Source organism: Thermococcus sp. 2319x1, from assembly GCF_001484685.1.
GTDB lineage: Archaea > Methanobacteriota_B > Thermococci > Thermococcales > Thermococcaceae > Thermococcus_A.
The window spans coordinates 1,213,601-1,240,534 of the sequence record NZ_CP012200.1 but is presented as its reverse complement, the minus strand read 5'-3'; the positions used below and the strand labels follow the sequence as shown (position 1 = coordinate 1,240,534).

Sequence of the window (26,934 nt, the reverse complement as noted above, 5' to 3'; positions counted from 1 at the left end):
TTAAAGTTTTCGAAAAGTTTCTCATCTATGAATAAATTCGGCTTATAGGTTGCTTTTTTTGAGCAAATGCCTAACAAACATGCCCTTATTGTACAATAATAGTCATTAAACAGCCCTCTCAAGCTTGGAATTTTTGGATCTCGGCTTTATATTTGTAAAGTTAATCACCAAATTTGGAGCTGCCAGTCGAGCAACCCCTCGGAAACTATGTATTCCCACTCTCTCAAACAGTCATGCTCAATGTTCTCAAGGAATTTTAGGTTTTGAGTGTTTGAGAATTCTCTAATCGCCTTTGCCACGGCTTTGTCGCATTTACCACAGTTATGAGGTCCTCTTTTTGAGCCAGCTCCCACCGGGTCGCTCAGTATCCTTTTCTCCGGAAAGTTCCCCTTGGCCCACTTCAAAATTTCAACAACGCTCCAAAGCCAGGGTGTTCTGTACTCCCCTTTTTCCCACAGCCTCTCGTAGGTTGTTCCCCTTTGTATGTTGGTCACGTTTATAGAAAATGTATCCGTGTATGGGGCGGCTTTTTTTATGCTCTCCTTTACATCTTCAATCGCATCCCTTTCGCTCAAAAATATCGGCTTAAAGAGCAGATACGTCTTAACATTGGCTCCGGCTTCCCTAATTATCTCACTCGCCCGCACAAACTCTTCAAAGGTATTCCCCTTGTTTATGCTCACATCTGCAATATCGTCATTTGCAGTCTCCAGCCCTATGGCAACTTCGAAGTGTTTTCCCTCAATAATTTCAACAAGCTCTCTCACCGCGTCATATCTCACTAACTCCGACCTGCTCTCCACCACTATCTCCTCAACGTTATCCATCTCCGCCAGAATAGAGAAGATTTGCCTTCTGGTCTCTCTCTTAACTTCCCCATCGTCAAAGAAACTCCCGGATGTGAATATTCTAACAGCTATTGGACCCTTTTTACCCTCAATTTCCTTAAGGGCTTTTTTGAAGTATTCCACAAGCCCCTCTTGGCTCCAAGGAACTTTGGGGGCTTCCGCTGGATAAGAGCACATATAACAGGCTTCCCCAATTCTATAGCGGTAGCAGCCAACAGTTGGGAGGATAACATAAAGTGCGATGCCCTTTTTTCCAGCAACGTTGTCCTCGCTTGTCCAAAATGTCATCAATTCTCACCTACCAAAGCTTAGAGAAGGGCTTTTTAAGTTTGATGGAAATTCTCATAAGATGAAACCAAAAGGCAGTAGGTGAAGGTTATGAGCTTGAAGGAAGCCAGGACTTATGGAAGCATAGGAGCCGTCCTTTCCCTTTTAGGGGGCCTTATACCAAGGGTAGGGCTTTTAGTTACAATAGCGGGGATGGTAATGACGCTATTTGCGGTGAGGGAAATCTCCAACGAATTCAAAAGGGAGGACATTTTTAGAAGCTACCTTGTGGCACTTATCCTCCTTTTGGGGGCATTTTTAGTACTCATAATCGCCGTTTTATTTGGGATAGGGGCTGTAGTGTTCAAGGGGATGCCCTTCAGAGCTATGGAGGAGGGTTTTTGGGCATTAAGACATATAATTGCCACTTTTTTGGTGGGGGCATTTTTGGCATGGATCCTCTTCCTTCTCGGCTCTTACTACCTTAAAAAGAGCTATGAAGAGATTGCAGATGAAATTGGTGTTGATGTATTTAAAACAACCGGCTCCCTGTACTTTCTGGGAACCGTCTTGATGATCGTTTTTGGACTTGGAGCGCTTCTCATCTTGGCTGGAAAGATACTGGAAATAGTTGCATACCTTTCCCTTCCAGAAAAGGTTGAAAATGGAGAGGGGTAAAGATGGCAAAGATACTTGTAACAAATGATGATGGAATTCACTCGCGAGGGATAAAAGCCGCTGTAGAGGCACTTCAGGGATTGGGAGAGATCTACATAGTTGCCCCAATGTTTCAAAGGAGCGCAAGTGGAAGGGCAATGACCATCCACAGACCTCTAAGGGCTAAAAGAATAAGTATGGACGGTGCAAAAGCAGCCTATGCATTAGATGGAATGCCCGTTGATTGCGTTATCTTTGCCATGGCCAGATTTGGAGATTTCGACCTTGCAATAAGTGGTATAAACTTGGGAGAAAACATGAGCACCGAGATAACTGTTTCCGGGACTGCAAGTGCTGCAATAGAGGCCGCAACCCAAGAAATCCCGAGCATTGCCATAAGCCTGGAAGTTAACAGGGAAAAACACAAATTTGGTGAGGGTGAAGAAATAGATTTCTCAGCTGCCAAGTATTTCCTAAGAAAAATCGCAACGGCGGTTTTAAAGAGAGGCCTCCCAAAAGGAGTCGATATGCTGAACGTTAACGTCCCCTATGATGCGGATGAAAACACAGAGATAGCTTTTACCCGCTTGGCAAGAAGGATGTATAGGCCCTCTGTTGAAGAGCGCATAGACCCAAAGGGGAGCCCCTACTACTGGATAGTCGGAACCCAGTGCCCTAAGGAGGTATTAGAACCGGGAACGGATATGTATGCAGTTAAAGTTGAGAGAAAAGTTAGCGTAACTCCAATAAACATTGACATGACAGCAAAGGTGGATTTGGAGGAGATCAAGAGACTTTTAGAACTGTAGAAGCGCTAAAAGAAGTTTTGGCGCCCGGGTCGGGATTTGAACCCGAGTCGCGGGAGTGACAGTCCCGCATGATGGGCCTGGCTACACCACCCGGGCATTTGAGTGGCCGGCGGCGTCCCCGGTTTCCCGCCCCCTCTCGGAGGGCAGTACACCCGGGATCGCTGGCGGGCTTAACTTCCGGGATCGAAACGAGTCCGGGTGTGACCCCGCCGCTATGACCGCCGTACCGATACTAACTCTCAGCACAGGCTTTATAAAGTTTACGGTCCTATTTTTCTTGATGATCTACGCATTGCTTAGAAGTGTTGAGAGATTGACAATAAGCCCATCAAAAAGGGCCAGAGACTTTCAGAGGGTTATTCAATCCTATAAAAATGGTGAAACTATAGAGGTGGAGGGGTTTTTGATCCTAAGACCACCTCCAAACGTGCCGAAAGATGGAGTGTACTACCTTCTCTCCCCCCTGTCTCCAAGTGAGCTCTCAAAGAGCGATATTAGACCCTACGTGGCGATAAAAATAACCGAAAAGAGCAGGGTAAATGCAGAACTGAAGAGCGGGGAGTATGTTAAAATTGAGGGAATTATGGATGCGTATCCCTTCGGAAACATGCGCCTTATACATATTACCTCTCTGGAAAAAGTCAGTGTTGAGGATTACTGGCTCCAGTATAAGGAGCTCGCCCTTAAAAAGGAAGAGCTGGAGGGTCTCATAGAGGGGACAATCAATGCCAATTACGAGCTCAGGCAGGCCATTCTTTATTCTCTCTTTGCTTCCCCTTCGGTAGTTGGTAGCAGAAAACTCTGGGGAGAGGGTGTGACGTTTTCTGCCCTCAAAAATGACCTCAAAGTTGTAAAATCTCTCTGGGAAGCCTCGAAATACTTAATCGACCTTTTCCCTGAGGAGATGATCTTGAAAAAAGGAAAAGCAAAATCCTTTGTGGATGATAATCTTGATCTTGACCTTCCATTCCTCTTTGAAGGGGGCAGGTACTATTCTCCTTCAAACAAAAGTCTCCTTAAAAAAGAAATTCCAGTTCCAGAGTGGGCCAGAGGATATTTTGAGAAAAAGCAAGCAGTATTTTTAACCCCAAAAGTGTACAAACGGATTTCTCCAGAGGATCCTCTGGCTTACGCTTCCGAAACGCCTTTTATTGTAAATGAACCTATTGGGTGGGAGAAAAACCGGGAGCTGGAACAGCTCATCCCCAATCTTCTGGCCACAATATTTCTGGAAAAAGAAAAAATACCCTCGCTTAACCCTTCTGATAAAATGATAGAGAAGTTTAGAGAAAGGTTTGAAAGATGGATTTTTAGAAATGCCAGAGAATACGGAGAAAAATTCGACGCTTTAAGACTTAAGGGGATGATATTCGAAACAAACACAAGATACTTGTTAAGCCTCCGCCTCCTCGGCTCAATGGCGCGATTTGAGGGAGAAATAAACAATAAAATCATAAGCGACGTTATAAATATGAACCAGGAGATAGTGGACATGTGGATGAACGAAATCTCAGAGAGAGATATGTTGAAGGTGCTGGAGATTTATGAGAAATACATCGAGCGGGACTTTAGAAACAAACGCTTGGTAATGGCTTTGAGGGTCTTTATGGATTTGGAGGCTACTTCAATAGATGGTTCTGTTAGCAGGGAGGAGTTTTACAAAGCCTTAGTGGAGTACGGATTTAAGCCGTCCTATGCGGAGGAGGTTATAGAACGCCTTATTGCAGATGGATACCTTTATGAGCCGTTCATGGGCAGGTTAAAGATGATAAAGCCGGAGTAGTGAGAAGATGTCAAAAAATTTTGTAAAGCGCAGGGAACAGAGGGAAAAGAAAAGAATAGCCCTTGAAAGAATAGATATTCTCTTTAGCTTAGCCGAGAGAGTCTTTCCCTATGACAAAGAACTGGCAAATCGCTACGTTGAGATAGCCTTGGCAGTGCAACAAAAGGCAAAGGTTAGAATGCCGAGGAAGTGGAAGAGGAGGTACTGCAAGAGGTGTCATTCCTTTCTTGTTCCCGGCGTTAATGCTCGGGTTAGGCTTAGGCAGAAGAGGATGCCTCATGTTGTTATAAAATGCCTGGAATGTGGGCATATAATGAGGTACCCGTATCTGAGAGAGAAGAGAGAACGGAGGAAAAAGCCGGGTTTTTAAAGCAACCGCAACGTTTTTTAATGTTCTTGCTGAATTATAATGAAGGGGATGGAAGATACAGCACCCTGCTGTTAATATTTGGGAGAAAACGAAGTTTGGCGAGACCGTGCTCCTTGAGTACAACAGCATAGGTTTCCCTTCGTTTGGGTTCTATAGTTTGGTTAGCTGGGCCAAGAAAAAGGGATATATGGTAGTGGTTGCGGATGTTTTAGACACGCTAAAGTTGTTAATATTGTGGTTGGGTAGGAAAGCTCTTTGCACCGTACTCAAGCTCCGTGGGGGGACCTGAGCTCGGTTAATTTTATGTCAAGCTTTGTTGGTGATGAGAGAAGAAAGACCTGTTAAAGGAAAGCCAAAGCAGAGATTAACCTTTGCAGCACTTTTCCTTCTTTTCCACCGGCACTATTTCCTTAAATCCTGTGTATGGCCAAAGAACTTTTGGTATCTTTACTGTCCCATCCTCCTCTTGGAAGTTTTCTATTATCGCCACAATTGCCCTTGATGTGGCTATTGCCGTTGAGTTGAGTGTGTGAACGAAACGTGGCTTTTCATTCGGCTTATCCCTGAACCTTATGTTTAATCTCCTCGCCTGCCATTCTGTACAGTTCGAACAGCTTACAACCTCTCTGAACTTCCCTTGTGCGCTCATCCACGCTTCAATGTCATATTTTTTAGCCGCGACGTAGCCCAAATCACCGGTGCATATGTTAACTACACGATAGGGAATCTCCAAGGCTTGAAAGATTTCTTCCGCATTCTGGAGGAGCTTTTCGTGCCATTCCCAGCTTTCTTCTGGTCTTGAATATACGAACTGCTCAACTTTATGGAACTGGTGTACCCTAAAGATACCCTTGGTGTCTTTTCCAGCAGTTCCTGCTTCTTTTCTAAAGCAGGGGCTTACCCCGGCGTAGAGGAGGGGTAAATCGTTCCCATCAAGGATCTCGTTTGCGTGAAGACCTGCAAGCGGGTGCTCTGAGGTTGGTATCAGGTAGAGGTCTTCTCCCTCTACTTTGTAGATCACGTTCTCAAAGTCATCAAAGCTGGTAACTCCTTCTTCCACGTATCTTCTGACCATGTACGGCGGTATTACAGGGATGAATCCTTTTTCAATGAGCTTGTCGAGGGCAAACCTTATCAATGCAAGGTCGAGGATGACGATTTCGTTTAAGAGGTAGAAGAACCTTGAACCGCTTACCTTTGCGGCCCTTTCAAAGTCCGCCCCTCCAAGTTTAGGTAAAAGATCGGCATGAAGCTGCGGCTTCCATTCAATCACTTCATACTCCATCTTTCCTTGGCTCTGCTCTAAAAAGCTCTCTAAGTGACCTTTCCATACCCTTGCCTTGCCCCAGAATTTTATTGGAACATTCTCCGTGTCGTCCTTCCCTATGGGGACGCTTTCATGGGTTATATTGGGAAGGCGCCAGAGATAATAGTCGATTTTTTCTTTGATTTCCCTGTTTTCTCTTTCGATTTCCTCAATTTGTCTCACTATTTCATCGCTCTTTGCTAAAAGCTCTTCTACAGGCTCTCCTGCCTTTTTTCTTTTTCCTATCTCCACGGCAAGCCTGTTTCTTTCTCTTCTGAGGAGATTAATTTTCTTTAAGTTTTCTCTCCACTTTTCATCGAGTTCAAGAATCTCGTCTATCCATTTGAGCTTTTCTAACTCTCCACGCTTTATCAGGTCGCCCTTTACCAGATCCGGGTTTTCACGGATGAGCTTTATATCGAGCATTCCTTTTCACCTACCCTAATAATGAGGAGATCATTTAAAAGTTATTTGGAAATTAAAAGCGGAATAGAATAACCTCTACCTCTTCCCCTTCCTCAAGTATTTCAACGTTTTCCGGAATGTCAACAAACCCATCTGCCTCTATAAAACTTGTAACCGCCCCGCTGCCTTTTAGGATTGGTTTTGCGATTTCTCCTTCTATCTTAACCGGTAGAAACTGTCTCCTACCTTTGACGGAAAACACCTTATGGGCCAACTTCTTTTTGATTCTTTGGGTTTCAAACTCTCCGCCCAGGAGCTTCCTAATAAGGGGGGCAACGAGAAGGGTGAAGTTCGTTAGACAAGAAGTTGGATACCCGGGAAGTCCAAAAATAGGTTTTCCATCTATAACCCCGATTATTGTTGGTTTGCCGGGCTGTATGGCTATTCCGTGCACTTTTATTTCCCCAAGCTCTTCTATTATTGACGCCGTTAGGTCCCTCGTCCCTCCACTTGCTCCGCCGGAAAGGATTATTATATCACACTTAAGCCCCTCAAGTATTTTCTTTTTCAAGCTCTCCTCATTGTCCCCTGCTATTCCGAGGAAATATGCTTCGCCTCCAAGTTCTCTAACGGCATCGCTTACGGCCCTTCCGTTAATGTCATAAATCTTTCCAGGCTTAAGCTCCTCTCCAGGTAAAATAACCTCGTTTCCCGTGCTGATCACTGCAACTTTGGGTTTTGCAAAGACCTTCACCTTGCTTATCCCTACGGCAGAGAGAAGGGCAGTTTCCTTGAAGCCAAGTTTTGTCCCCTTCTTTAAAAGAAGAGTTCCCTTTGGAATATCTGCCCCCGCTTTCATTACACCCGCTTGGGGATAAGTGGGCTTGGTGATTATTACCTCGTCTCCTTTTCTTTCCGCTATCTCGAACTCTATTACGGCATCGGCTCCTTTTGGCAACACCGCTCCGGTTGAGATGTATGCAGCTTCCCCTTCTCCGAGCTCAATATCGGGCTCTTCTCCGGCATGGATTTCTCCAACTACCTTAAGAACTACCGGATTGCTCTCGTTTGCGTTCCAGGTGTCTTGACTCCTAACCGCGTATCCATCTACCGTTGCCCTATCGAAGGGTGGAACATCCATGGGGGAGTTTATATCTTCCGCGAGAATCCTTCCAAGAGCCTCTTCCAGGGCAACTTCTTCAATTTTCGGCTTGAGCGGTAGGGAGTTAATGATTTTTAGTGCTTCCTCAAGGGGAACAACCTTCAAAAATGCCATTTTATCACCTGGATAAAGAAGGAGAAAAAGGGTTAATAAAATTGTTGGAGAGGATTACCACTCTTCTTCCTCGTCCCAGTCTTCGTCCCAGTCCTCATCTTCAAAGTCTTCCTCCCAGTCCTCCTCTTCCAATTCTTCTTCGTCCCAGTCCTCTTCTTCAAACTCATCTTCTTCCCATTCTTCCTCTTCGAAGAGCTCTTCTTCCTCTTCATAATCCTCGACTTTCTTTTTCTTGGGAGGTTGCATGTTTATCACCTCGCCCCTTCGGGGCATTCTTATCTCTGCAACCAGGGTTTATAAACTTTATCAAAAAAATTTTTAAGTTTTACAGTTCTTTTTCCAAATTCAAGCGGGTTTCTGCTTTTTGTGTTTTCCTTAATGTTTTTAATGTCCTTATGTGATTTATTAATCATGAGGGTTGCGGTTGTTACTGAGAATGCGAGGGTTTACTACCTTGCAACAAAGGTCTTACGTGAGTATAGAATCCCTTTTTACAGCCTTAGGCTTACAGATAGGATTCCCTTTGATGTTGAGGTAGTTCTGACGAGCTTTGAGGAGTACGATAAAATCAATTTCCCGGTCAAGATAGCGGTTGTAAATGAGAACTTCATAGACGAACTGCTGGCGAGGCTTGAAGGGAGAAAAAGGTTTAAAAACATATACATCGCCATAGACCCCGGAGAGAGGCCGGGAGTGGTTGTTGTTGCGGACAATCGGGTAATTGAAGCCTATCACCTCAAAAATCCCAAGGACGTTGGCACAATCTTAGAGCTTTTGGAGAGGTATCCCAAGGCAAAGATTAAGATAGGACACGGGGCAAAAAGACATCGAATATTAATGCTTAAAAGCCTCGCTTCAGTGCTTGGTGAGGATTTTCCCATTATACTCGTGAATGAGAGGGGCACAACTCCAAAGGTTGGTGGGGTAGACCCTCATGTGCAGGATATAGTTGCCTCGATAAACATAGCTTTAAGAGATGGAAGGGAGGTTAAATTGGGGGAGCTCATCCATGCTGGTGAACCTACGAAAGGTGAAATTGAGTATATAAAAACCCGGAGCCGGGAATTGAGTAATGGTAAAATAACGATCTCGTCAAAGCTTGCGAGAGAAGTGGCTAAGGGAAATTTGACCTTAGAAGAAGCTATTGAAATTCACAAAAAGAAAAAGGGTGATAAAAAATGATTTTCGGGAAGGAGGAAACCAAAGAAGAAATAAAATTGAGGGTTGCTGAAGCGTTAAAGCGAGACGTCGGTAGGGGGATAGTCAGGTTTGATAGAAATTATCAAAAGCAGCTTGGCGTTGGACCTGGAGATATAGTGGAGCTGGAAGGAGAGAGGAAAACCGCAGCAATAGTTGAAAACGCTCATCCTGACGATAGAGGCCTTGACATAATAAGAATGGACGGCTATATTAGGAGAAATGCGGGAGTTAGCATAGGGGATTACGTCACGGTAAGAAAAGCAGAAGTTCAAGAAGCAATGAAGGTCGTTCTGGCACCGGCACAAAAGGGGGTCTATCTCCAGATTCCAGGTGAGCTCGTTAAAAGAAACCTCCTCGGAAGGCCGGTGGTCAAAGGAGACCTAATCGTGGCAAGTGGAAGGGAGACGGAATTCTATACGGGCTCTCCATTTGATGAGCTGTTTAGGGGCTTCTTTGAGAGCCTTCCTTTGGGATTTGGCGAGCTTAAGTTCATCGTTGTGAACACCACCCCAAAGGGAATCGTGCAGATAACGTATAACACCGAGATAGAGGTTCTTCCGCAGGCTGTGGAGGTTAAGGAGGAAAAAGTGCCTGAGGTTACCTATGAGGACATTGGAGGCCTTAAAGAGGCTATCCAAAAGATTAGGGAAATGGTAGAGCTTCCTCTTAAGCACCCGGAGCTGTTTGAGAGACTTGGCATTGAGCCGCCTAAGGGTGTTTTGCTTTATGGTCCTCCGGGAACTGGTAAGACTTTGTTGGCTAAGGCTGTGGCCAACGAGGCTAATGCTCATTTTATAGCGATTAATGGGCCGGAGATCATGAGCAAATACTACGGAGAAAGCGAAGAGAGGCTAAGGGAAATCTTTAAGGAGGCAGAGGAGAATGCTCCGAGTATAATTTTTATTGATGAGATTGATGCAATAGCGCCGAAGAGGGAGGAGGTTACGGGTGAGGTTGAGAAGAGGGTTGTTGCTCAGTTGCTTACCCTAATGGATGGTTTGAAGAGTAGGGGGAAGGTTATAGTTATTGGTGCTACTAATAGGCCTGATGCAGTAGATCCGGCTCTTAGAAGGCCGGGCAGGTTTGATAGGGAGATTGAGGTTGGCGTTCCAGACAAACAGGGAAGAAAGGAAATCCTCCAAATCCACACAAGAGGAATGCCTCTTGAGCCAGATTACGATAAGAAGAGTGTCTTGAGGGTGTTAAGTGAGCTGAAAAGGAAATTCTCCTTAGAGGGGGCAAAGCTTGATGAAATTATCAAGAAAGTTGAGGGTGCAAAGGACGAAAACGAGATCAAGGAGATTCTAAAAGAGGATGGAGAGATATACAAAGAGGTTAGGCATCGTTTGATTGACCTTCTCCTTGAGGAGCTTGCGGAGAAGACTCATGGATTCGTTGGTGCCGACTTGGCGGCATTGGCAAGAGAAGCCGCAATGGTTGTCCTGAGGAGGTTAATAACAGAGGGGAAGATAAACCCCGAGGAAGAAAGGATCCCACCCGAAGTGCTTCAGGAGCTTAAGGTCACAAGGAATGATTTCTATGAGGCATTGAAGATGATTGAACCTTCAGCTCTAAGGGAAGTTCTTATAGAGGTTCCCAACGTTAGGTGGGAGGACATTGGTGGTCTTGAGGAGGTTAAGCAAGAATTGAGAGAAGCCGTGGAGTGGCCGCTCAAATATCCCAAGGCTTTCCAGAGGCTGGGCATTACTCCACCGAAGGGGATTCTCCTCTACGGTCCTCCGGGTACTGGTAAGACTTTGTTGGCCAAAGCCGTTGCTAACGAAAGCGAGGCCAACTTTATAGGTATTAGGGGTCCGGAAGTGATTAGCAAGTGGGTCGGAGAGAGTGAAAAGAGGGTTAGGGAAATTTTCAGGAAGGCAAGACAGGCTGCTCCTACGGTGGTTTTCATAGATGAGATTGATGCAATAGCTCCGGTGAGGGGAAGTGACATCAACAGGGTTACGGATAGGCTTATTAATCAGCTTTTGACTGAGATGGACGGGATTGAGGAGAACAGCGGTGTCGTGGTTATTGCTGCCACAAACAGGCCTGACATTCTTGACCCGGCTTTGCTTAGGCCTGGCAGGTTCGATAGGCTTATCTTAGTTCCAGCCCCGGATGAAAAGGCAAGGCTTGAGATTCTCAAGGTTCATACGAGAAGGGTTCCATTGGCGAGTGATGTCAGCTTGGAAGAACTCGCAAAGAAAACCGAAGGCTACAGCGGTGCTGATTTAGCTGCGTTGGTTAGAGAAGCAGCCTTGATTGCCCTCAGAAGGGCCGTTTCCAGCACTCCAAGAGAGTTCGTAGAAGAGCAGGCTGAGGAATTCCTTGAAAAACTTAGAGTCTCAAGAAGGGACTTTGAAGAGGCAATGAAAAAAGTCAAGCCGAGCATAACAAGGTACATGCTCGATTATTACAAGCAATTCGAGGAAAGCAGAAAAGCCGGTGCAAAGGAGGAGCGGAGGGAGGTTGATTACTTCACCCTCTGACCTTTTATTTTCAGAAAAGATTTTATAGAAAAAAGGCGATTTTTTATGTAGGCAAAAATTGGAGGGGACTAAGATGGTGAAAATTAAGGCATCAAAGCTTAGGGATATGGAACTTATAACCGACACGGGAATAAGACTCGGATGGCTTTACGATCTGAGTTTTGACGAGGACACCGGGGAAATTTTGGTGATTGTCGCTGAGCCGGATGAAGATTTAGATACGAGTGAGTTTGTTACAGACCAAGAAGGGCTTCTCCTCATACCGATGAAGGCCGTTAAGAGCATCGGAGAATTCATTGTCATTGATCACAGTAAACTCGCTATAAAGTCCAAGCTAAGAAAGATTTCAACGATAAAGGAGAGACTTCAAAGACCTTGACCCTTTCTGTTCCCTCTAATTTTAGTAATTATCCGATGACTGCATGGAGATTAAGTGCTGGGGTGTTTGGATATCTGCTTTTGTCTTCATGTTTGTAGTTCTCACAAACCACTTTATAAAATCTAAAAATCCGATAAAGCTGCGATATCTGTAATTCTGGCGTTTTGTTCCATATATTCGGGAATGAAGTTTGCAGGAATTGAAAGGAGCGAAGATGAATGGAAGTTTTAACTTTTAACCTTTGAGATTTCTGCTCCGATAATAGCGGCATTTTCCGTCTGGAAGTTAGCGAGCAGTTATGGAGCAAAAGAGTTCGAAATTCTCAGTAGATACTTTTTTGTTGTAGTGCAACTCTTTGTATATTCTTCTTTGGTTGCAATGCTTTACTATTGGCTCAAAAAGTAGAAGGGTCTTAGCAAAAAGTTTATAAGGATGTAAAGGAAACTTTACGTAAAGGAAACTTTACATGGTGAGTAGGATGAGCAAGCTTGTCCATCTTCCACCGCTGGTTGGTGTCATGGCCATGGGATGGATGATGGGCTGGGCATCCGGGGAGGGAAAAGTTAAGGTGGCCGTGGCGGTTTTTGTATTGGGAGCGTTTTTTATTAACACCTACTACTCAATCCTTGAAAGGAGGGGTCATGTCTTCGAGGACGAGCGTACAAAAAGGATAAGCGAAATTGCCGCCGTAAGAACCATTCAGATTGTGGGAGTGTCGCTGGCAACCGCCATGATAACTCTCACAGGAAAGCTGAGTGATCCGAAGTTTGTTGGGGCCTTTGCCGCCATAGGGGTTACACTTGCCGGAATGCTTTTCCTGCATTTTATTCTGAGGCACTATTACGCGAGGGTGATGTGAATGAACGAATTGGCCATCGTTGCAGTTGTTTCCTTTTTCGGTGGAGCTCTTCTTGGAACTTTGATTACGAGAATTATGCTTCGAGAAATAGGGCTTCCCGCCGATGAAAGAGCGATGGAAATCGACAAAAGGACGGCCCTTAGTACCCTTAAGCTTGTCATGGGTGTGGACATAGTTTTGCTGTATTATCACTGGTTTATCACAAAAAACAGCGCCGCCAGAGACACGGCCCTGATAATCTTTATGATGGTATTCTTTGGCATCTGGATATTCAGAGCGTACTACGCTAGGAGGATGTGAGCATGAAGAACCGTCTCCACGAGCTCAGGGAAAAGAGGGGCCTAACGCAGGAGGAGCTGGCGAAGGCCTTAGGTGTGACAAGGCAGACGATAATAGCGATAGAGAAAGGCAAATACAACCCCTCTCTTGAGCTGGCTTTTAAGATAGCAAGGTTTTTCAACGTTAAAATTGAGGATATATTCATATATGAAAATGGTAAGGAGGTAAATAAATGAGTGCTGTAAAAGTTGAAGCTCTTGAGAAGGATTATGGAAAGGTTAAGGCTCTCAAAGGAATAAGCTTTGAGATTAAAGAGGGAGAAATCTTCGGCTTAATTGGTCCTAACGGCGCTGGAAAGAGCACAACGCTCAAGATTTTGGCAACTTTATTAACTCCAACGGGAGGAAGGGCTGAAGTTTTTGGCCATGATGTAGTTAAAGAGGGAAATGAAGTGAGGAAGCTCATAAGCTACCTTCCGGAGGAAGCCGGGGCTTATAAGAACCTCAAGGGGATTGAGTACCTCCAGTTCATGGCAAAGCTTTATGCTAAAACGGGAAAGAGCTATGAAGAGATGCTTGAGCTTGGCATAAAGCTTAGTGGCCTTGGAGATAGGCTGAACGATAAAATTTCAACGTACTCAAAGGGTATGACGAGAAAGCTTTTGCTTGCGAGGGCTTTGATGGTTGAGCCCAAGCTTGCCATTCTGGATGAGCCGGCAAGCGGGCTGGACATAATAAACGCATACTCCATAAGGCAGACGATAAAGAGTTTTGCAAGAGAGAAGGGGATAACATTTCTAGTTTCGAGTCACAACATGCTTGAGGTGGAGTTTCTCTGTGATAGGGTTGCTCTGATAAACCGTGGCGTGATAGTTGAAATTGGAACTCCAAAAGAGCTGAAAGAAAAATACGAAGCGGAAAACCTCGAAGAGGTCTTTATGTCCATAATCCAAACGGGCGGTGGGGGTGTTTGAATGAGCGACTTCTGGGTACTCGTAATGAAAGAACTCAAAGACCTTCTGAGGGACAAGGGACTCATTTTTGGCATAATAATAGTCCCGCTAATCATATATCCCGCCTTGGGACAGATGATGCAGGTAGGCTTTCAGCAAGCTCAAGAGGAAACTAAAGTTGTATTGGTGAACCTTGACGAAGGGCAATACGGCGATCTTCTGATCAAAGCTTTAGAAACTGCCCCCAATGTGACTCTAACCAAGATAGATGCCTTGAGCATTGATGAAGCTATCAAAAAAGCTCAAGAGAAAAACTACAACATGATCGTAATAATCCCGAAGAACTTTTCAAAGGCTATAGAGAACAACCAAAAGGCTCAGGTGAAGGTTTATGGCATAATCGAGGGGATAAGTGGAGGCATGAGGGAAGCGGTAAGTGAAGGTAGAATAAACGCCGTTTTAACTGTTCTTAATGAGTACCTTGCAAAGCTGAAAATAGAGCGGAACATAGAAGGCGACCCGGAGGCTATTCTAAGACCAATAGACGCAAAAAGCTTCACCGTAATTAAGGGGCGCATTGTTGCCGTTCCCCCTTCGTTGGTAGCGAACATCATAGCGTCTCAGTCTTTTTCTATGCCCATTGTAATATTCATAATGATAATACTGGTTGCCCAGATGTCGGCCGGGAGCATGGCTATGGAAAAGGAGAACAAAACTCTCGAAACCCTCCTAACTCTGCCCGTTAAAAGGATAACTATTGTGGCTGGAAAAATGGTAGGAACGGCTGTAATAGGCATAATAGCGGCAATAGCATATATGATTGGTATGAGAAACTATCTCGGGAGCTTGACTTCTTCAGCTCAGGTTGGAATTTCTCTTGAAGACCTTGGACTGACGGTTACTCCACAAGGGGCGGCGCTTTTTGTTCTTATAATGTTTTTAGCCATGATATTCGCTTTGAGCTTCGCTATGCTGCTTGCTGTTTTTGCAGAGGACACAAAGAGCGCAAACACCGTGGTAAGTGCGGGAATAATGCCTTTAGCCTTTCCTACGTTCATACTCATGTTTGCGGACATAGAAACTTTGCCTCTGGCAATAAAGTATCTTTTGCTGGCAATACCCTTCAGCCACCCGATATTGGCTTCTAGGGCAATGTTTATGGGAGAATATTCCACAATGTATGCCAGCGCAATCTATTTGGGAGCAATCTCAACACTAACGCTGTTTGTAACCGCAAGGTTTTTCACAACAGAAAAAATCCTCACGGCAAAGCTGAGGTTTAGGAGAAAGTAACCTTTCTTTTTTAAATTAATCCCGAGAACTGGAAGAGCTTGAAGATTCCGAGGGCTAAGGCTATGCTGACCGTTGGAGTGGCTATCCATCCAAACGCTATCTCCCATATAACCCTCTTCTCTACTCCCTCCCCTGCCGCAAGTCCTACCCCAATGACTCCTCCCACTATAGCCTGGCTTGAGCTAACCGGCAGTCCGAACATGTTCGCCAAACTAACCGCTATAGCCGAGCCGAATTGGGCTGAAAAAGCCGAGATGGGGCCAAGAGAGGTGATCTTTTTACCCACCGTGTACATTACGGCGTAGCTAAAAGTTAAAGAACCCAAGGCTAGGCTTAACGCCCCAAACATCCCAGCAGTTTTCGGACTAAAGAAGCCTGCCCCAACCAGAAGACCCGTTGCATTTGCCACCTCATTTGCTCCAAAGTTAAATGCCATATATGATCCTCCGAGAACAGCAAGCCACTTGTAAAGAAACTCAATTCTGCCCAGGCTTTTAATGTTGTTTATTACTTTTCCATAAAACCTAAAGAGTATCAGGGCAAATAAACCTGCTAAGATAGGGGAAAATACCCAGGCTCCGGCTATTTTCAATAGAGTCTCCCATTTTATCGGAGCATTTATCGCTATTCCAACCCCCACAACCCCTCCAACTATGGCTTGGGTGGTGGACACGGGGAGCCCTTTTATAGTCGCTATAGTGACCCAAATACCAGCCGCAAGGAGGGCTATTATGGCAATTTTGAGTGTGAGGTACTCTGGAGGAACAATACCTTTGCCTATTGTTTTCATGACCTTGTAACCCTTAAGGTAAGCCCCAAGCATGACGAATATGGCTATGGTTAATGTTGCCTGACGGAAGCTTAGCAGTCCAGCCCCTACTGCAGTTCCCATCGCGTTTGCGCTATCGTTGGCCCCTATGTTCCATGCTATATAGAACGTAATTGCAATTGCCGCTATTACTATTGCCTCCATTGCCTTCACCATCTATATAGTCTATATAGCCAAGAGAAGCTTAAAAAAATTGCTCATTTCCTAGGTACCTAATCATGGCAGGGGTCAGTAATTACTATGTCTTGGGCTTGTATTTTTCCCCAAGGGAATCTGCAACAGTAATACCTATCGCACGCCTTGGGAGAAAAGCAATCTCAACACCGTTAATTCCGTCTATTTCCACCTGAGCTGAAGGTCTTCAGTAAGGCGTGTGCACTTTTATGCTTTCCCTAGGCTCAAAGACTCCATAGACACCGGAGCCACCACACTCTTTGGCATTGACATAACCATGTAAAAATTACACCGAGTTATTTAAGAGCTATTTTCCACCGAAAAGGAAACTCTAAATGATAAAAGGGTACCTCCTGGAAATAAGCCCGTAAAATTTCTTAGTTGTCCTTATATGCCCATTTTTTACTTCCCCTCTTTTTTGCTAGGAGGGAGGCCGAAATTACATAGTTGGAAGATTATTGCGTTTCTGGACAAGTAAAATTGCAATATTTCGTAGAAAATTTTATAAAGATTTGAGTTTTACAATATAATACACAAGCCTCGTAAGGAGGTTCGGTAATGTGGAGGAAACTCTTAGGTTTGATGCTGGGATTGTTAGTTTTGGGAGCAATTGGAGGAATTGTTAGGGCTGCAGAACCAGAGACAAATGCGGATGATTCATATTCATACTACTGGAACGGACATTTCATAGGTAAAGTCGGCGTAGCTTCCACTTATCTACCTAAAGTAGTAGTAATCAATCAGGACGACATCGCCACGCCCCAACAAACCTTTGTCCTTAGAGTAAAACTTGGAAAAGGATGGAAAAGTGGATGGAACCACTATTATTACCCGGTTAGCAGTGGGCACTGGCTCTCTGTCGAGGTTATAAAACCATCAATATCCACCCACGTTGGGATACTAACTGGTACAAATGGCATCTTCGTTGCAGACTTGGGATCCAGCGGGTCAAAAACAGAGGTAGCGTACAGGGAGTTCTTTAAAATGGCAGTAGATGCATTAGCAGGGATTCTTGGATTGCCAAACTTTATGGATCCCCTGTTCAACATTGGCAGGAGTGAGAAGGGCAGTTACACCATCCAAACTTCAGGGGATGTGGCCTATGACGTCAGGAAGATAACAATTAGATTCTATGGGGATTCAAGATTTAGAGGCACCGACTACGGTGCAGGAGTGACTTGGAGCATAGTAAACCCACAGGAGGCTGATTACGAATTCAAGATAAGTGGGGGCGCGACACTATACATTGCGGGATATTCCCATAACAGTATCCCAATCATCCCCGAGATAAAGCGCATTGCTCTAGCCTCCATCATTGGAGAAACGGAAAGAAGCGTAAGTGTTACAACAGTCACAAGAATTTATTATGAAAACAAAAACAACTGAGGGGATCTCTCTATGGATATAAAGAAATTCACAGCTTTTTTTATTATTTTTATCCTATCAGCCTCTATTTTCATTGCATACTCAAAATACCGGGAACATAAAACACAAGAAGAAATGGAGTTAGACCTTAACACCAGTATCAAGCTGGTTGAATCCCATCTTCAATCTTACAAATTAAATTACAATTCAACTCACTCCGCATATCTCAATCAAAAAGCAGATGAAAATGATAGCGGGGTTGCCATCAGCAGGGTATTACTGCTCATGGATAAGCTGAGACAGCTAAACGTCTCTAAAAATAAAATTGAGGACGTGGACAGATGCCTCAACGAGACATACTCCTTTTATAACATGGGAGAATTTTATGACGCCCTCACACAGGCAAGGGTTTGTGCAATACTGGCATCAGATTATCTCGGCTCCCATCTTGTAGTCGTAAACAGAGAGGAGTTCCTTGATTATGCTTCCAAAGAACTTCAAAATATCACGATTCTCTGGAATGAAGCTGAGAGAAAATGGAAAAATAGGGTGAAGAATGGCGTGGAATTTACCGACTACATGACCACTGGACTCAAAATAGAACACAAGTTAATTGAAGCAGAGCTCTTTTTAAATAGGTCCGCTATTTCTTTGGAGAAGTTAAAAAAGAACCCAGTCCTATACGCCCTGAAGAAACTGAGAACTTAACATTGTTGGGAAGCGAAATAACAAGTGATTTAGAATACGCTAGGAGCTTTTTGGAAGATGCATTAATACTAATGAAGCACGTGGATACCGGGGATTTCCAGCCTGCAGAGCTCAAAGACAAGGTGAACACGCTCAGGAAAAATTTATCAGAGGTTGATAGACCCTGCAACATCACCGTGATGATGGCCAAAGTTGCGTGTGATTGGAAGGACTATCATAAAAAGAGAGGCATCATCGCCCTTCAAAAGGGATACTACTCAGCGGCAAATTATCACCTTCTCTACGCCATCGCCATTGCAGAGAGGCTTGAGGAGTTTAAAAGCTTAGCATTGGAATTCAACAGTTCAAAAAGTCTAACAGACAAAGCCAAAATTATCCTCAAATTAAGGGAAGAGGCAATAAACAGTCTCAAAGAGTGTTCCTCGGATCCAATAACATCTCTATATCTAAACGATGCCACAGGCTGGTATTTCAAACGAGCTGAGCACGTTCTTCGGAATGCAGCAGACCCAGAAGTACCTTACAGCCTCTACTGGGTTTATGATTACGACTCCCACATGATATATGATTACGAGATGGCAAAGATTTTGGCCCAAAAATTCTGCCCCTATCTTGCCACAATAGTAAAAAACAAAAATAGGGGAAAGCTATGAGGAAACGAGATATTCTGCTTTTTTATTTTCTTTATATAATCCTGTTTAACTTAATGATTTCAACAAATTCTCTAATCTTAGAGAATAGCTTTGAAAGGCATCCTTACTATATACAAACTATTCCAAACCTACTTATGCAGTTTCTCTTTATTGCTGGAATATTACACAACAAACCACCAGCGGGAGATATTTTGGATGTTATCTAGCATTTAAAAACAAATTACCTGTCATTAAGGGATTTTTAATTAAAGTTGACACTAAGAGCGATATTTTGATTAAAAAAGAGCATGTTAGAGAGTATATAGGATTCACATTGAATTCCAATTTAACGGGAAATCACACAATCACTGGAGAGATACAGATTTATGAGGTTTGGTGGATTGGTGTTATTGTTCCAAGTAAATTGGAATTTAAAGTTGAGCTAAATTGCAAAGAAAAAGAATGCAGAGCGACTCTAAGGTAGGTTGATAACAAGCATGGGGAGAGTGTTCTGTAAAAACCTCGTAGGGAGGTTCCGTAATGTGGAGGAAACTCTTAGGTTTGATGCTGGTCTTAATAGTTGGAACAGCACTCGGTCAGGCGACTTCGAACTACTTAAGCATTGAACAAATTAACGTTCAGGGGAAAGCCAAAGTTTTCATCTTTCAGCCACGACCAGAAGGAGGTGTTAAACTTTTAAAACAAGGTGTCATCCCCGGTGGGGTTCTCTCACTTCGAACTGAAACAAAAAACTGGGAGAAGGCTCTCAAAGGGAGGGGCTTGAAAGCACCACCAACACCCATAGCAATTTACTTTACAAAGGACGGAAATATTGGAATCAAAAGCGTAGTTAAAGACAGACCTTTACAGCTTGAAGGAATGATAAACCTTGATGAGGTTTTTAACCCCTCAAAAAAACCCCAATTAGAAATTCCCATACTCCCAAGGATTAGGAATACTGTGAAATCGCTTCTTACGAGCAGTTCGTGTCCGAACGGTTACGAGGAGCTTAATTCCAGATACTGCATAATAGAAAACTGGGAATACTTAAAAGACTCTTATTATGCCGATTCGAGAACATTCACCGAGTATGTGCCCTTTATGGGAATGAAGGTTAGAACGGAAAGTTATAAGACAATTGACAAGATGGGTGCCTCATGGGGAATACAGTTAACCTCAAACACGAGGGCAATGTGGACTTTTAACCTTGACGGAATACCCATGATCGATTTTGGAAGCTCTTATGGGGGCTCAACGTTAAGGGTAAGCTACGCCCCCAGCCCGAGCATCCCTACGGATAACGGTCATCTTGAGAGGTACATAAACCTGCCTTTAAAATACGTTATCGCAACATACAACGTTCCCGTTTATGATAAATGGAATCAGCAGTATGGCACAATTCCAATTGCGGGCGTTTATCCCATTCAAGTAATGCTGACCGGAACTCACAACCTCGATGAAAATGACGTGAACAGTGGATTGTTACTGACGAACTATTTGGTATCGTCCAACTTCCCGACTAAACAAACAACAACAGAAGAAAAAGTAATAAAAACGGACAGCTACAGGGTGTACAACAATATAGTATTTGATTTTCAGGGTTCGTCTGGATACGACTTTTACTCAACGCCTCTTGGGGGAGATGGATTCAATTGGATATGGAGCAAAGTCCCGGTGGTTGGAGCACTTTCAATAACACTCGGATACTCGGAAGGCTCAGAATCGGTAATAGCTTACAATATAGACATTGTTAATGGAGCGGCCAATCAGTATTATTACGTGACAATTATTAGGAGGGACATAACTCTTGTGGACTCTAACAATGTTGAGGTTGGGATGTACTTTGCCATGGTTGATGATGGGCTTGGGTCTATCCCATGCATTGGCGATGTTTGCCCATCATCCCTCGAGAGCGGGACAACAAAATAGATAATTTGCTTAGTTTCTCTTAAGTTTTTTGTTAATCGTCTTCTTGGGGTTTAGGATGGAACAGTAGAACCTATTAAAATAGAGCCTGAAACAACAGGGAAACAGGAGTGGAAGATTACTGCTGGATGGGCAATGGATGAAGGAGGATGGTACATCACTGAAGAGAGAACCCTCGTAATAGTGTTTACACTTCATTAACTCCAATGTTAGACGTGAATCCCGCCATGTGCAAACTCCTTCTCAGAGTGATTAACCCGCTCGTGAACACCGATAATGCTCCCCAAGGCCCGAGCCACTAAAAGCGTGATTGACTTTACAAACATAAAGATATTTTTTGTGTCTGCTGGTGTATTATATTATCCATTAAACATACTATTTGTTCACTTTTACTCAAAGACAGATGCCGAAAGAGGTTTCTTGCCATACCGAAAACTAAATAAATGCACTAAGTGAAATAATACCGACAAAACTTGGGAGGAAGAAAGGATGATAGAGATTCGTTTTCACGGTAGAGGTGGACAAGGTGCAGTTACAGCCGCGAACGTTTTAGCCGAGGCAGCTTTCTTGGAGGGCAAGTACGTCCAAGCGTTCCCTTTCTTTGGTGTTGAAAGAAGAGGTGCCCCAGTTACAGCCTTTACAAGAATTGACGACAAACCAATTAGAATCAAGACCCAGATTTATGAGCCAGATGTTGTAGTTGTCCTTGACCCCTCTCTCTTGGATACGGTTGACGTTACGGCCGGTCTTAAAGATGGAGGATTGGTAATTGTAAACACCGAGAAAACCAAGGAGGAAGTCCTCGAGAAGCTCAAGAAGAAGCCAGCCAAACTGGCGCTCGTTGACGCTACAACAATAGCCCTTGAAATTCTCGGTCTGCCGATTACAAATACCTCAATTCTTGGTGCTGTTGCAAAAGCAACAGGGATAGTTAAGATAGAAAGCGTGGAAGAGGTTATCGAGGATACTTTCTCGGGAGAGCTTGGCAAAAAGAACGCCAAAGCTGCAAGAGAAGCCTTTGAGAAGACTGTTGTTTACGAGCTTTGATTTTTCCTTCCTTTAAAATCCATTTAGGGGTGAAACGTCTTGAATACTCTATTTGGGGAGAAGAAGGCAAAATCCGAAAAAATAGTATTTAAGTCCGTTGATGAGTATCCGGAAGCCCCAATAACGCTGGGGACAACGCTATCGAACTTCACCGGAGACTGGAGAACTTTCATGCCAGTTATTGACGAGAGCAAGTGTATAAAGTGCTACATTTGCTGGAAGTTCTGTCCAGAGCCGGCAATATATATCAAGGAAGATGGCTACACTGCAGTGGACTACGACTACTGTAAGGGCTGTGGAATCTGTGCAAACGAATGCCCAACCAAAGCAATAACCATGGTAAGGGAAGAGAAGTGAGGTGGTAAAATGCCAAAGAAAGTTGTGAGTGGTAATTACGCTGCAGCTTACGCTGCTAAACATGCCAGAGTTGAGGTTGTAGCCGCTTATCCCATCACACCTCAAACCTCAATTATTGAGAAAATAGCCGAGTTCATTGCCAATGGGGAAGTTGAAAACCTTCAATATGTGCCCGTTGAGAGCGAGCACTCTGCTATGGCTGCCTGTATAGGTGCTTCAGCAACGGGTGCGAGAGCTTTTACTGCCACCTCTGCGCAGGGTTTGGCTTTAATGCACGAGATGCTCCACTGGGCGGCTGGGGCAAGGCTCCCAATTGTTATGGTCGATGTTAACAGAGCTATGGCTCCTCCATGGAGCGTTTGGGATGATCAGACAGATTCACTCTCTCAGAGAGACACGGGATGGCTCCAATTTTACGCCGAAAACAACCAAGAGGTTTATGATGGAGTATTGATGGCATTCAAGATTGCGGAGCATGAGAAGGTCAACCTCCCCGTAATGGTTGTTGAGAGCGCCTTCATCCTCAGTCACACTTACGATGTGGTTGACATGCCAGAGCAGGAAGAGATAGATGAGTTCCTCCCACCGAGGAAGCCCTTGTACACACTTACTGACTTTGAAAACCCATTCTCAGTCGGTGCCTTAGGAACTCCAGCTGACTATTATGAGTTTAGGTACAAGATAGCCAAGGCAATGGAAGAGGCAAAGAAGGTCATCAAAGAGGTTGGAAAGGAATACGGCGAGAGATTTGGAAGGGATTACAGTCAGATGATAGAGCTCTACAAAACTGATGATGCTGAGATAGTCTTCATGGGAATGGGCTCCCTTATGGGGACCGTAAAAGAGGCAGTTGACATGCTCAGAAGTGAGGGCTATAAGGTAGGGGCCGCAAAAGTCAGGTGGTTCAGGCCGTTCCCGAAGGAAGAGCTCTACGAATTGGCAAAGAACGTTGAAGGAATAGCGGTTCTCGACAGGAACTTCTCCTTTGGACAGGAGGGAATCCTCTTCAACGAGTCCAAGGGTGTCCTCTACAACACTGATGCAAAGCCAATAATGAAGAACTACATCGTTGGACTTGGAGGAAGGGACCTTACAGTGAACGATGTGAAGACAATAGCCAAGAACATGAGGGAGATAATCCAAAAGGGCAAGCTCGATAGGGAAATTGAATGGTACCATCTGAAGAGGTGAGAAAAATGGAACTTCCTGCTGATGTTAAGAAAAGGTTGACCCTTCCCTTTGAGGAGCACTTTTATGCCGGACACACTGCTTGCCAAGGTTGTGGTGCATCCCTGGGTTTGAGGTATGTCCTTAAAGCCTATGGGGGAAAAGCGATATTCACAATTCCAGCATGCTGTTCCACAATCATAGCCGGCCCATGGCCCTACACTGCTTTAAATGCTCCCCTCTTCCACACCGCATTTGAAACAACGGGTGCGGTAATTAGTGGCATTGAGGCGGCATTGAAGGCAAAAGGATACAAGGTAAAGGGCGAAGATGGAATAATGGTCGTTGGATGGGCCGGAGATGGTGGTACAGCTGACATTGGTCTCCAGGCCTTGAGCGGTTTCCTTGAGAGGGGACACGATGCCCTTTACATCATGTACGATAACGAGGCCTACATGAATACCGGTATTCAAAGAAGCTCATCGACCCCATACGGTGCTTGGACAACCAATACTCCGGGTGGAAAGAGGCACTTCATTGAGCAGAGACCAAAGAAGAAGGTTATCGATATTGTTATAGCCCACAAGCCGGCTTATGCAGCAACTGCGAGCATTGCCTATCCGGAGGACTTCATGAGAAAGCTCAAAAAGGCTCAAACAATTAGGGGGCCCTCTTTCATTCAGCTCTTCGCCCCATGCCCAACCGGGTGGAGAAGCCCAACAGACAAGAGCATAGAGCTTGCCCGCTTGGCAGTTCAGACTGCATACTTCCCGCTCTTTGAATACGAGAACGGAAAATACAAGATAAACATGCCTTCGCCGAACAAAGAACCAAAGCCACTCGAGGAGTATCTCAAGCTCCAAGGAAGGTTTAAGTACATGACAAAGGAGGACATGGAGATACTCCAAGAATGGGTGCTCAAGGAATGGGAGGAGCTTAAGAAGAAGGCCGAGCTCTTCGGTTGATTTTTATTTCTTTTTGCGAAAAGTTTAAAGAAAAGTGTGATGACTCACTCGGGGTGGTATGTATGGCGGAAAGTCCTTTCAAGGCTGATATTGAAAGAGTCCAAAAGGAGTATAGCGAAAAAATGACACCGGGTGCAATAGTATACATTCCCGGAAGCAGCGTTGTTAACAAGACCGGTGGTTGGAGAGTTTTCATGCCAAAGTTTAACAAAGATAAGTGCGTCAGATGTTTCTTGTGCTACACCTTCTGTCCAGAGCCCGCAATTTATCTGGACGAGGAAAGCTATCCGGTGTTTGATTACGACTACTGTAAGGGTTGTGGAATCTGTGCAAACGAATGCCCAACCAAAGCAATTGAAATGGTTAGAGAATTCAAGTGAGGTGGTAAAATGCCTATGAGGAAAGTTATGAAGGGTAATGAAGCCGCTGCTTGGGCAGCTAAGCTTGCAAAGCCAAAGGTTGTGGCTGCATTCCCAATTACACCATCAACTCTCGTTCCAGAAAAGATTAGTGAATTTGTCGCCGATGGAGAGATGGATGCCGAGTTCATAAAAGTTGAAAGTGAACACTCGGCAATTTCTGCATGTGTTGGTGCATCTGCTGCAGGAGTCAGAACCTTTACGGCAACTGCTTCCCAAGGTTTGGCTTTGATGCATGAGATTCTCTTCATAGCTGCAGGAATGAGGCTCCCAATTGTTATGGCAATTGGTAATAGAGCCCTCTCAGCCCCAATTAACATCTGGAATGACTGGCAGGACACGATAAGCGAGAGGGATACTGGCTGGATTCAGTTCTATGCGGAAAACAACCAAGAGGCACTTGACTTGATATTGATCGCCTTTAAGGTTGCAGAAGATGAACGCGTTTTGCTCCCAGCAATGGTTGGATTCGATGCGTTCATATTGACCCACACAGTTGAGCCGGTTGAAATCCCAGACCAAGAGGTAGTTGACGAGTTCCTTGGGGAGTACGTTCCAAAGCACGCTTACCTTGATCCGGCCAGACCAATTACTCAGGGTGCCCTTGGGTTCCCGGCTCACTACATGGAGGCAAGATACACGGTTTGGGAGGCCATGGAAAACGCGAGAAAGGTCATCAAGGAAGTATTTGACGAGTTCGAGAAGAAGTTCGGTAGAAGATACCACATGATTGAGGAATACAAGACAGACGATGCTGAGATAATTCTCCTCACCATGGGTTCACTTGCCGGAACGCTCAAGGAGTTCGTGGATAAAAAGAGGGAAGAGGGAGTGAAGATCGGAGCAGCAAAGATGACTGTCTACAGGCCATTCCCAATTGAGGAAATCAAAGCTCTCGCTAAGAAGACAAAAGTCCTTGCAATTCTCGAAAAGGACATCAGCTTTGGAATTGGCGGTGCGGTCTTTGCAGACACAAGCAGAGCACTCATAAATGAGAAAGAGAAGCCAATAGTCCTAGACTTCATACTCGGCCTTGGTGGAAGAGACGTCACCTTTGAAAACCTTGAAGAGGTCGTTGAAATATCAAAGAAAGCCCTTGAAGGAGAGAAGGTTGAGGAAGTCAACTGGATAGGATTGAGGAAGGAGATTTTGTGAGGTGATTATGATGGCCGTTAGAAAGCCTCCTATCACAACTCGCGAATACTGGGCACCTGGTCACGCTGCGTGTGCCGGTTGTGGGCCGGCTATAGTCATGAAGCTCGCCACAAAGGCATTTAGCGAAGCAATGGAAGAGAAGTACGGCGACCCAAACGCTTTTGCAATAGCCCACGCCACAGGATGTATGGAAGTTGTCTCTGGTGTTTTCCCATACACAGCTTGGAAAGCTCCATGGATCCATGTAGCTTTTGAAAATGCCGCTGCTGTAGCCAGCGGTGTTGAAGCTGCGTGGAAAAAGCTCGGCAGAAAAGGAAAGATTCTTGCCATTGGTGGAGATGGTGGTACAGCTGACATTGGTCTCCAAGCACTCTCCGGAATGCTTGAGAGGAGACACAACGTGGTCTACCTCATGTATGACAACGAGGCCTACATGAATACCGGTATTCAAAGAAGCTCATCGACCCCATACGGAGCATGGACAACTACATCACCTCCCGGAAAGTACTCAATTGGTGAGGACAAGCCAAAGAAATGGGTGGCATTAATAGCTGCAGCCCACCAAATTCCATACGTTGCAACTGCCAGCATTGGGGACCCCCATGATTTCTACAGGAAGATGAAGAAGGCGGCAAGCGTGGATGGGCCGGCGTTTGTTCAAGTTTTGGCACCATGTGTTCCCGGATGGAGGACTCCACCAGAAAAGACAGTTGAGGTGGCCAGGCTGGCAATTGAGACAGGTATTTGGCCACTATTTGAAATAGAAAACGGGGACTTCCACAACATAAAGTTCCAGAGGTTCCCCAAGGATGGAAAGTTCAAGAAGCCAATTGAAGATTACCTTAGGTTGCAAGGAAGGTTTAAGCACCTCTTCAAGAGACCCGAAGCGATACAAGAGCTCAAGAATCAGATAAAGGAGCTATGGAGAATTCTGGGTAAAGAAGTCGAACTTCCGTGAATTTTCCTCTTTTTTGTTACCCATTTTTGTGTAATATTGTGTATTTTGTGAGCAAAACTT

General features: G+C 44.6%; 30 protein-coding genes, 1 tRNA gene, 1 rRNA gene and 1 pseudogene. 25 read left to right on the top strand and 8 right to left on the bottom strand.

Going from position 1 to position 26,934, the window contains the following annotated elements; translation table 11 throughout:
- Positions 1–164: 164 nt before the first annotated feature.
- A complete protein-coding gene (locus tag ADU37_RS07010; RefSeq protein ID WP_058946932.1) occupies positions 165–1,136 on the bottom strand; it encodes an archaeosine biosynthesis radical SAM protein RaSEA in 972 nt (323 codons plus the stop codon).
- Between the two features lie 90 nt (positions 1,137–1,226).
- On the opposite strand from ADU37_RS07010, the gene ADU37_RS07005 reads away from it, so the two are divergent.
- The gene (locus tag ADU37_RS07005) at positions 1,227–1,793 is read left to right on the top strand and encodes a DUF996 domain-containing protein (protein ID WP_058946931.1); all 567 of its coding nucleotides are present in this window, start codon (positions 1,227–1,229) and stop codon (positions 1,791–1,793) included.
- Positions 1,794–1,795: 2 nt separating this feature from the next.
- The gene (gene surE / locus ADU37_RS07000) at positions 1,796–2,581 is read left to right on the top strand and encodes a 5'/3'-nucleotidase SurE (protein ID WP_058946930.1); all 786 of its coding nucleotides are present in this window, start codon (positions 1,796–1,798) and stop codon (positions 2,579–2,581) included.
- Positions 2,582–2,599: 18 nt separating this feature from the next.
- Here surE and ADU37_RS06995 read toward each other — a convergent pair.
- Together ADU37_RS06995 and rrf are read right to left on the bottom strand one after the other, a co-directional pair.
- Positions 2,600–2,677: transfer RNA gene (locus ADU37_RS06995), tRNA-Asp, on the bottom strand.
- An 8-nt stretch (positions 2,678–2,685) separates the two neighbouring features.
- Positions 2,686–2,807: ribosomal RNA gene (rrf, locus tag ADU37_RS06990) — 5S ribosomal RNA — on the bottom strand.
- Positions 2,808–2,861: 54 nt separating this feature from the next.
- Between rrf and ADU37_RS06985 the strand changes: the two genes are divergently transcribed.
- The 3 genes from ADU37_RS06985 (at position 2,862) to ADU37_RS06975 (ending at position 5,023) form a co-directional block, all read left to right on the top strand.
- Complete coding sequence (locus ADU37_RS06985) at positions 2,862–4,364, top strand: hypothetical protein (protein ID WP_058946929.1); 1,503 nt, start codon at positions 2,862–2,864, stop codon at positions 4,362–4,364.
- A gap of 7 nt (positions 4,365–4,371) precedes the next feature.
- Complete coding sequence (locus ADU37_RS06980) at positions 4,372–4,734, top strand: ribonuclease P protein component 4 (protein WP_058946928.1); 363 nt, start codon at positions 4,372–4,374, stop codon at positions 4,732–4,734.
- 106 nt (positions 4,735–4,840) lie between these two features.
- Positions 4,841–5,023, top strand: coding sequence for a DUF257 family protein (locus ADU37_RS06975; RefSeq protein WP_058946927.1), 183 nt, complete (start codon positions 4,841–4,843; stop codon positions 5,021–5,023).
- A gap of 75 nt (positions 5,024–5,098) precedes the next feature.
- Here the strand turns inward: ADU37_RS06975 and serS are convergent, their stop codons facing one another.
- Genes serS through ADU37_RS06960 form a run of 3 tightly spaced genes read right to left on the bottom strand, consistent with a single transcriptional unit; the run spans position 5,099 to position 7,994 of the window.
- Positions 5,099–6,466, bottom strand: coding sequence for a serine--tRNA ligase (gene serS, locus ADU37_RS06970; RefSeq protein ID WP_058946926.1), 1,368 nt, complete (start codon positions 6,464–6,466; stop codon positions 5,099–5,101).
- Positions 6,467–6,518: 52 nt separating this feature from the next.
- Positions 6,519–7,721: a gephyrin-like molybdotransferase Glp gene (gene glp / locus ADU37_RS06965; protein WP_058946925.1), complete on the bottom strand. Its 1,203-nt coding sequence runs from the start codon at positions 7,719–7,721 to the stop codon at positions 6,519–6,521.
- Between the two features lie 54 nt (positions 7,722–7,775).
- Positions 7,776–7,994 (bottom strand): hypothetical protein, encoded by a 219-nt coding sequence (locus tag ADU37_RS06960; protein ID WP_203226251.1) that lies wholly within the window; start codon positions 7,992–7,994, stop codon positions 7,776–7,778.
- 138 nt (positions 7,995–8,132) lie between these two features.
- Between ADU37_RS06960 and ADU37_RS06955 the strand changes: the two genes are divergently transcribed.
- The 8 genes from ADU37_RS06955 (at position 8,133) to ADU37_RS06920 (ending at position 15,172) form a co-directional block, all read left to right on the top strand.
- Positions 8,133–8,903, top strand: coding sequence for a hypothetical protein (locus ADU37_RS06955; RefSeq protein ID WP_058946923.1), 771 nt, complete (start codon positions 8,133–8,135; stop codon positions 8,901–8,903).
- The gene (locus ADU37_RS06950; protein ID WP_058946922.1) at positions 8,900–11,410 is read left to right on the top strand and encodes a CDC48 family AAA ATPase; all 2,511 of its coding nucleotides are present in this window, start codon (positions 8,900–8,902) and stop codon (positions 11,408–11,410) included. The genes ADU37_RS06955 and ADU37_RS06950 overlap by 4 nt, the downstream gene beginning before the upstream one ends.
- 73 nt (positions 11,411–11,483) lie before the next feature.
- A complete protein-coding gene (locus ADU37_RS06945; protein WP_058946921.1) occupies positions 11,484–11,789 on the top strand; it encodes a PRC-barrel domain-containing protein in 306 nt (101 codons plus the stop codon).
- A 478-nt stretch (positions 11,790–12,267) separates the two neighbouring features.
- On the top strand, positions 12,268–12,648 hold the full coding sequence (locus ADU37_RS06940; RefSeq protein ID WP_058946920.1) for a DUF2178 domain-containing protein: 381 nt from the start codon (positions 12,268–12,270) through the stop codon (positions 12,646–12,648).
- Positions 12,649–12,948 (top strand): hypothetical protein, encoded by a 300-nt coding sequence (locus ADU37_RS06935; RefSeq protein WP_058946919.1) that lies wholly within the window; start codon positions 12,649–12,651, stop codon positions 12,946–12,948.
- Positions 12,949–12,950: 2 nt separating this feature from the next.
- On the top strand, positions 12,951–13,163 hold the full coding sequence (locus ADU37_RS06930; RefSeq protein ID WP_058946918.1) for a helix-turn-helix transcriptional regulator: 213 nt from the start codon (positions 12,951–12,953) through the stop codon (positions 13,161–13,163).
- Positions 13,160–13,900 (top strand): ABC transporter ATP-binding protein, encoded by a 741-nt coding sequence (locus ADU37_RS06925; RefSeq protein WP_058946917.1) that lies wholly within the window; start codon positions 13,160–13,162, stop codon positions 13,898–13,900. Before ADU37_RS06930 ends, ADU37_RS06925 begins: the two co-directional genes overlap by 4 nt.
- On the top strand, positions 13,901–15,172 hold the full coding sequence (locus ADU37_RS06920) for an ABC transporter permease (RefSeq protein WP_058946916.1): 1,272 nt from the start codon (positions 13,901–13,903) through the stop codon (positions 15,170–15,172).
- 10 nt (positions 15,173–15,182) lie between these two features.
- On the opposite strand, the gene ADU37_RS06915 is transcribed toward ADU37_RS06920, so the two are convergent.
- Positions 15,183–16,145 (bottom strand): inorganic phosphate transporter, encoded by a 963-nt coding sequence (locus tag ADU37_RS06915; protein ID WP_058946915.1) that lies wholly within the window; start codon positions 16,143–16,145, stop codon positions 15,183–15,185.
- Positions 16,146–16,228: 83 nt separating this feature from the next.
- A pseudogene (locus ADU37_RS11640) lies at positions 16,229–16,428 on the bottom strand (S-methyl-5'-thioadenosine phosphorylase); the annotation flags it as partial.
- A 305-nt stretch (positions 16,429–16,733) separates the two neighbouring features.
- Here ADU37_RS11640 and ADU37_RS06910 point away from each other — a divergent pair.
- The 12 genes from ADU37_RS06910 to porB all read left to right on the top strand — a co-directional run bounded on the left by ADU37_RS06910 (position 16,734) and on the right by porB (position 26,874).
- Positions 16,734–17,561: a hypothetical protein gene (locus ADU37_RS06910; protein ID WP_058946914.1), complete on the top strand. Its 828-nt coding sequence runs from the start codon at positions 16,734–16,736 to the stop codon at positions 17,559–17,561.
- A 12-nt stretch (positions 17,562–17,573) separates the two neighbouring features.
- Entirely contained in the window at positions 17,574–18,248 is a 675-nt protein-coding gene (locus ADU37_RS06905) for a hypothetical protein (protein ID WP_058946913.1), read from the top strand.
- Positions 18,249–18,253: 5 nt separating this feature from the next.
- A complete protein-coding gene (locus ADU37_RS06900; protein WP_144433229.1) occupies positions 18,254–18,901 on the top strand; it encodes a hypothetical protein in 648 nt (215 codons plus the stop codon).
- A 271-nt stretch (positions 18,902–19,172) separates the two neighbouring features.
- Positions 19,173–19,364 (top strand): hypothetical protein, encoded by a 192-nt coding sequence (locus ADU37_RS11315; RefSeq protein ID WP_144433227.1) that lies wholly within the window; start codon positions 19,173–19,175, stop codon positions 19,362–19,364.
- Positions 19,365–19,420: 56 nt separating this feature from the next.
- Positions 19,421–20,809, top strand: coding sequence for a hypothetical protein (locus tag ADU37_RS06890; protein WP_058946910.1), 1,389 nt, complete (start codon positions 19,421–19,423; stop codon positions 20,807–20,809).
- A 486-nt stretch (positions 20,810–21,295) separates the two neighbouring features.
- Positions 21,296–21,853 carry a pyruvate/ketoisovalerate ferredoxin oxidoreductase subunit gamma gene (locus ADU37_RS06885; protein ID WP_058946909.1) on the top strand — a complete coding sequence of 186 codons (558 nt, stop codon included), beginning with the start codon at positions 21,296–21,298 and terminating at the stop codon, positions 21,851–21,853.
- Positions 21,854–21,892: 39 nt separating this feature from the next.
- Positions 21,893–22,210 carry a 3-methyl-2-oxobutanoate dehydrogenase subunit delta gene (locus tag ADU37_RS06880; protein ID WP_058946908.1) on the top strand — a complete coding sequence of 106 codons (318 nt, stop codon included), beginning with the start codon at positions 21,893–21,895 and terminating at the stop codon, positions 22,208–22,210.
- Between the two features lie 9 nt (positions 22,211–22,219).
- The gene (gene porA, locus ADU37_RS06875; protein ID WP_058946907.1) at positions 22,220–23,401 is read left to right on the top strand and encodes a pyruvate ferredoxin oxidoreductase; all 1,182 of its coding nucleotides are present in this window, start codon (positions 22,220–22,222) and stop codon (positions 23,399–23,401) included.
- 5 nt (positions 23,402–23,406) lie between these two features.
- Positions 23,407–24,342 (top strand): 3-methyl-2-oxobutanoate dehydrogenase subunit beta, encoded by a 936-nt coding sequence (locus tag ADU37_RS06870; RefSeq protein ID WP_058946906.1) that lies wholly within the window; start codon positions 23,407–23,409, stop codon positions 24,340–24,342.
- A 62-nt stretch (positions 24,343–24,404) separates the two neighbouring features.
- On the top strand, positions 24,405–24,722 hold the full coding sequence (gene porD, locus ADU37_RS06865) for a pyruvate synthase subunit PorD (protein WP_058946905.1): 318 nt from the start codon (positions 24,405–24,407) through the stop codon (positions 24,720–24,722).
- 9 nt (positions 24,723–24,731) lie between these two features.
- Positions 24,732–25,916 (top strand): pyruvate synthase subunit PorA, encoded by a 1,185-nt coding sequence (porA, locus tag ADU37_RS06860; RefSeq protein ID WP_058946904.1) that lies wholly within the window; start codon positions 24,732–24,734, stop codon positions 25,914–25,916.
- A 10-nt stretch (positions 25,917–25,926) separates the two neighbouring features.
- Positions 25,927–26,874 (top strand): pyruvate synthase subunit PorB, encoded by a 948-nt coding sequence (gene porB, locus ADU37_RS06855; protein ID WP_058946903.1) that lies wholly within the window; start codon positions 25,927–25,929, stop codon positions 26,872–26,874.
- The last annotated feature ends 60 nt before the right edge of the window (positions 26,875–26,934 follow it).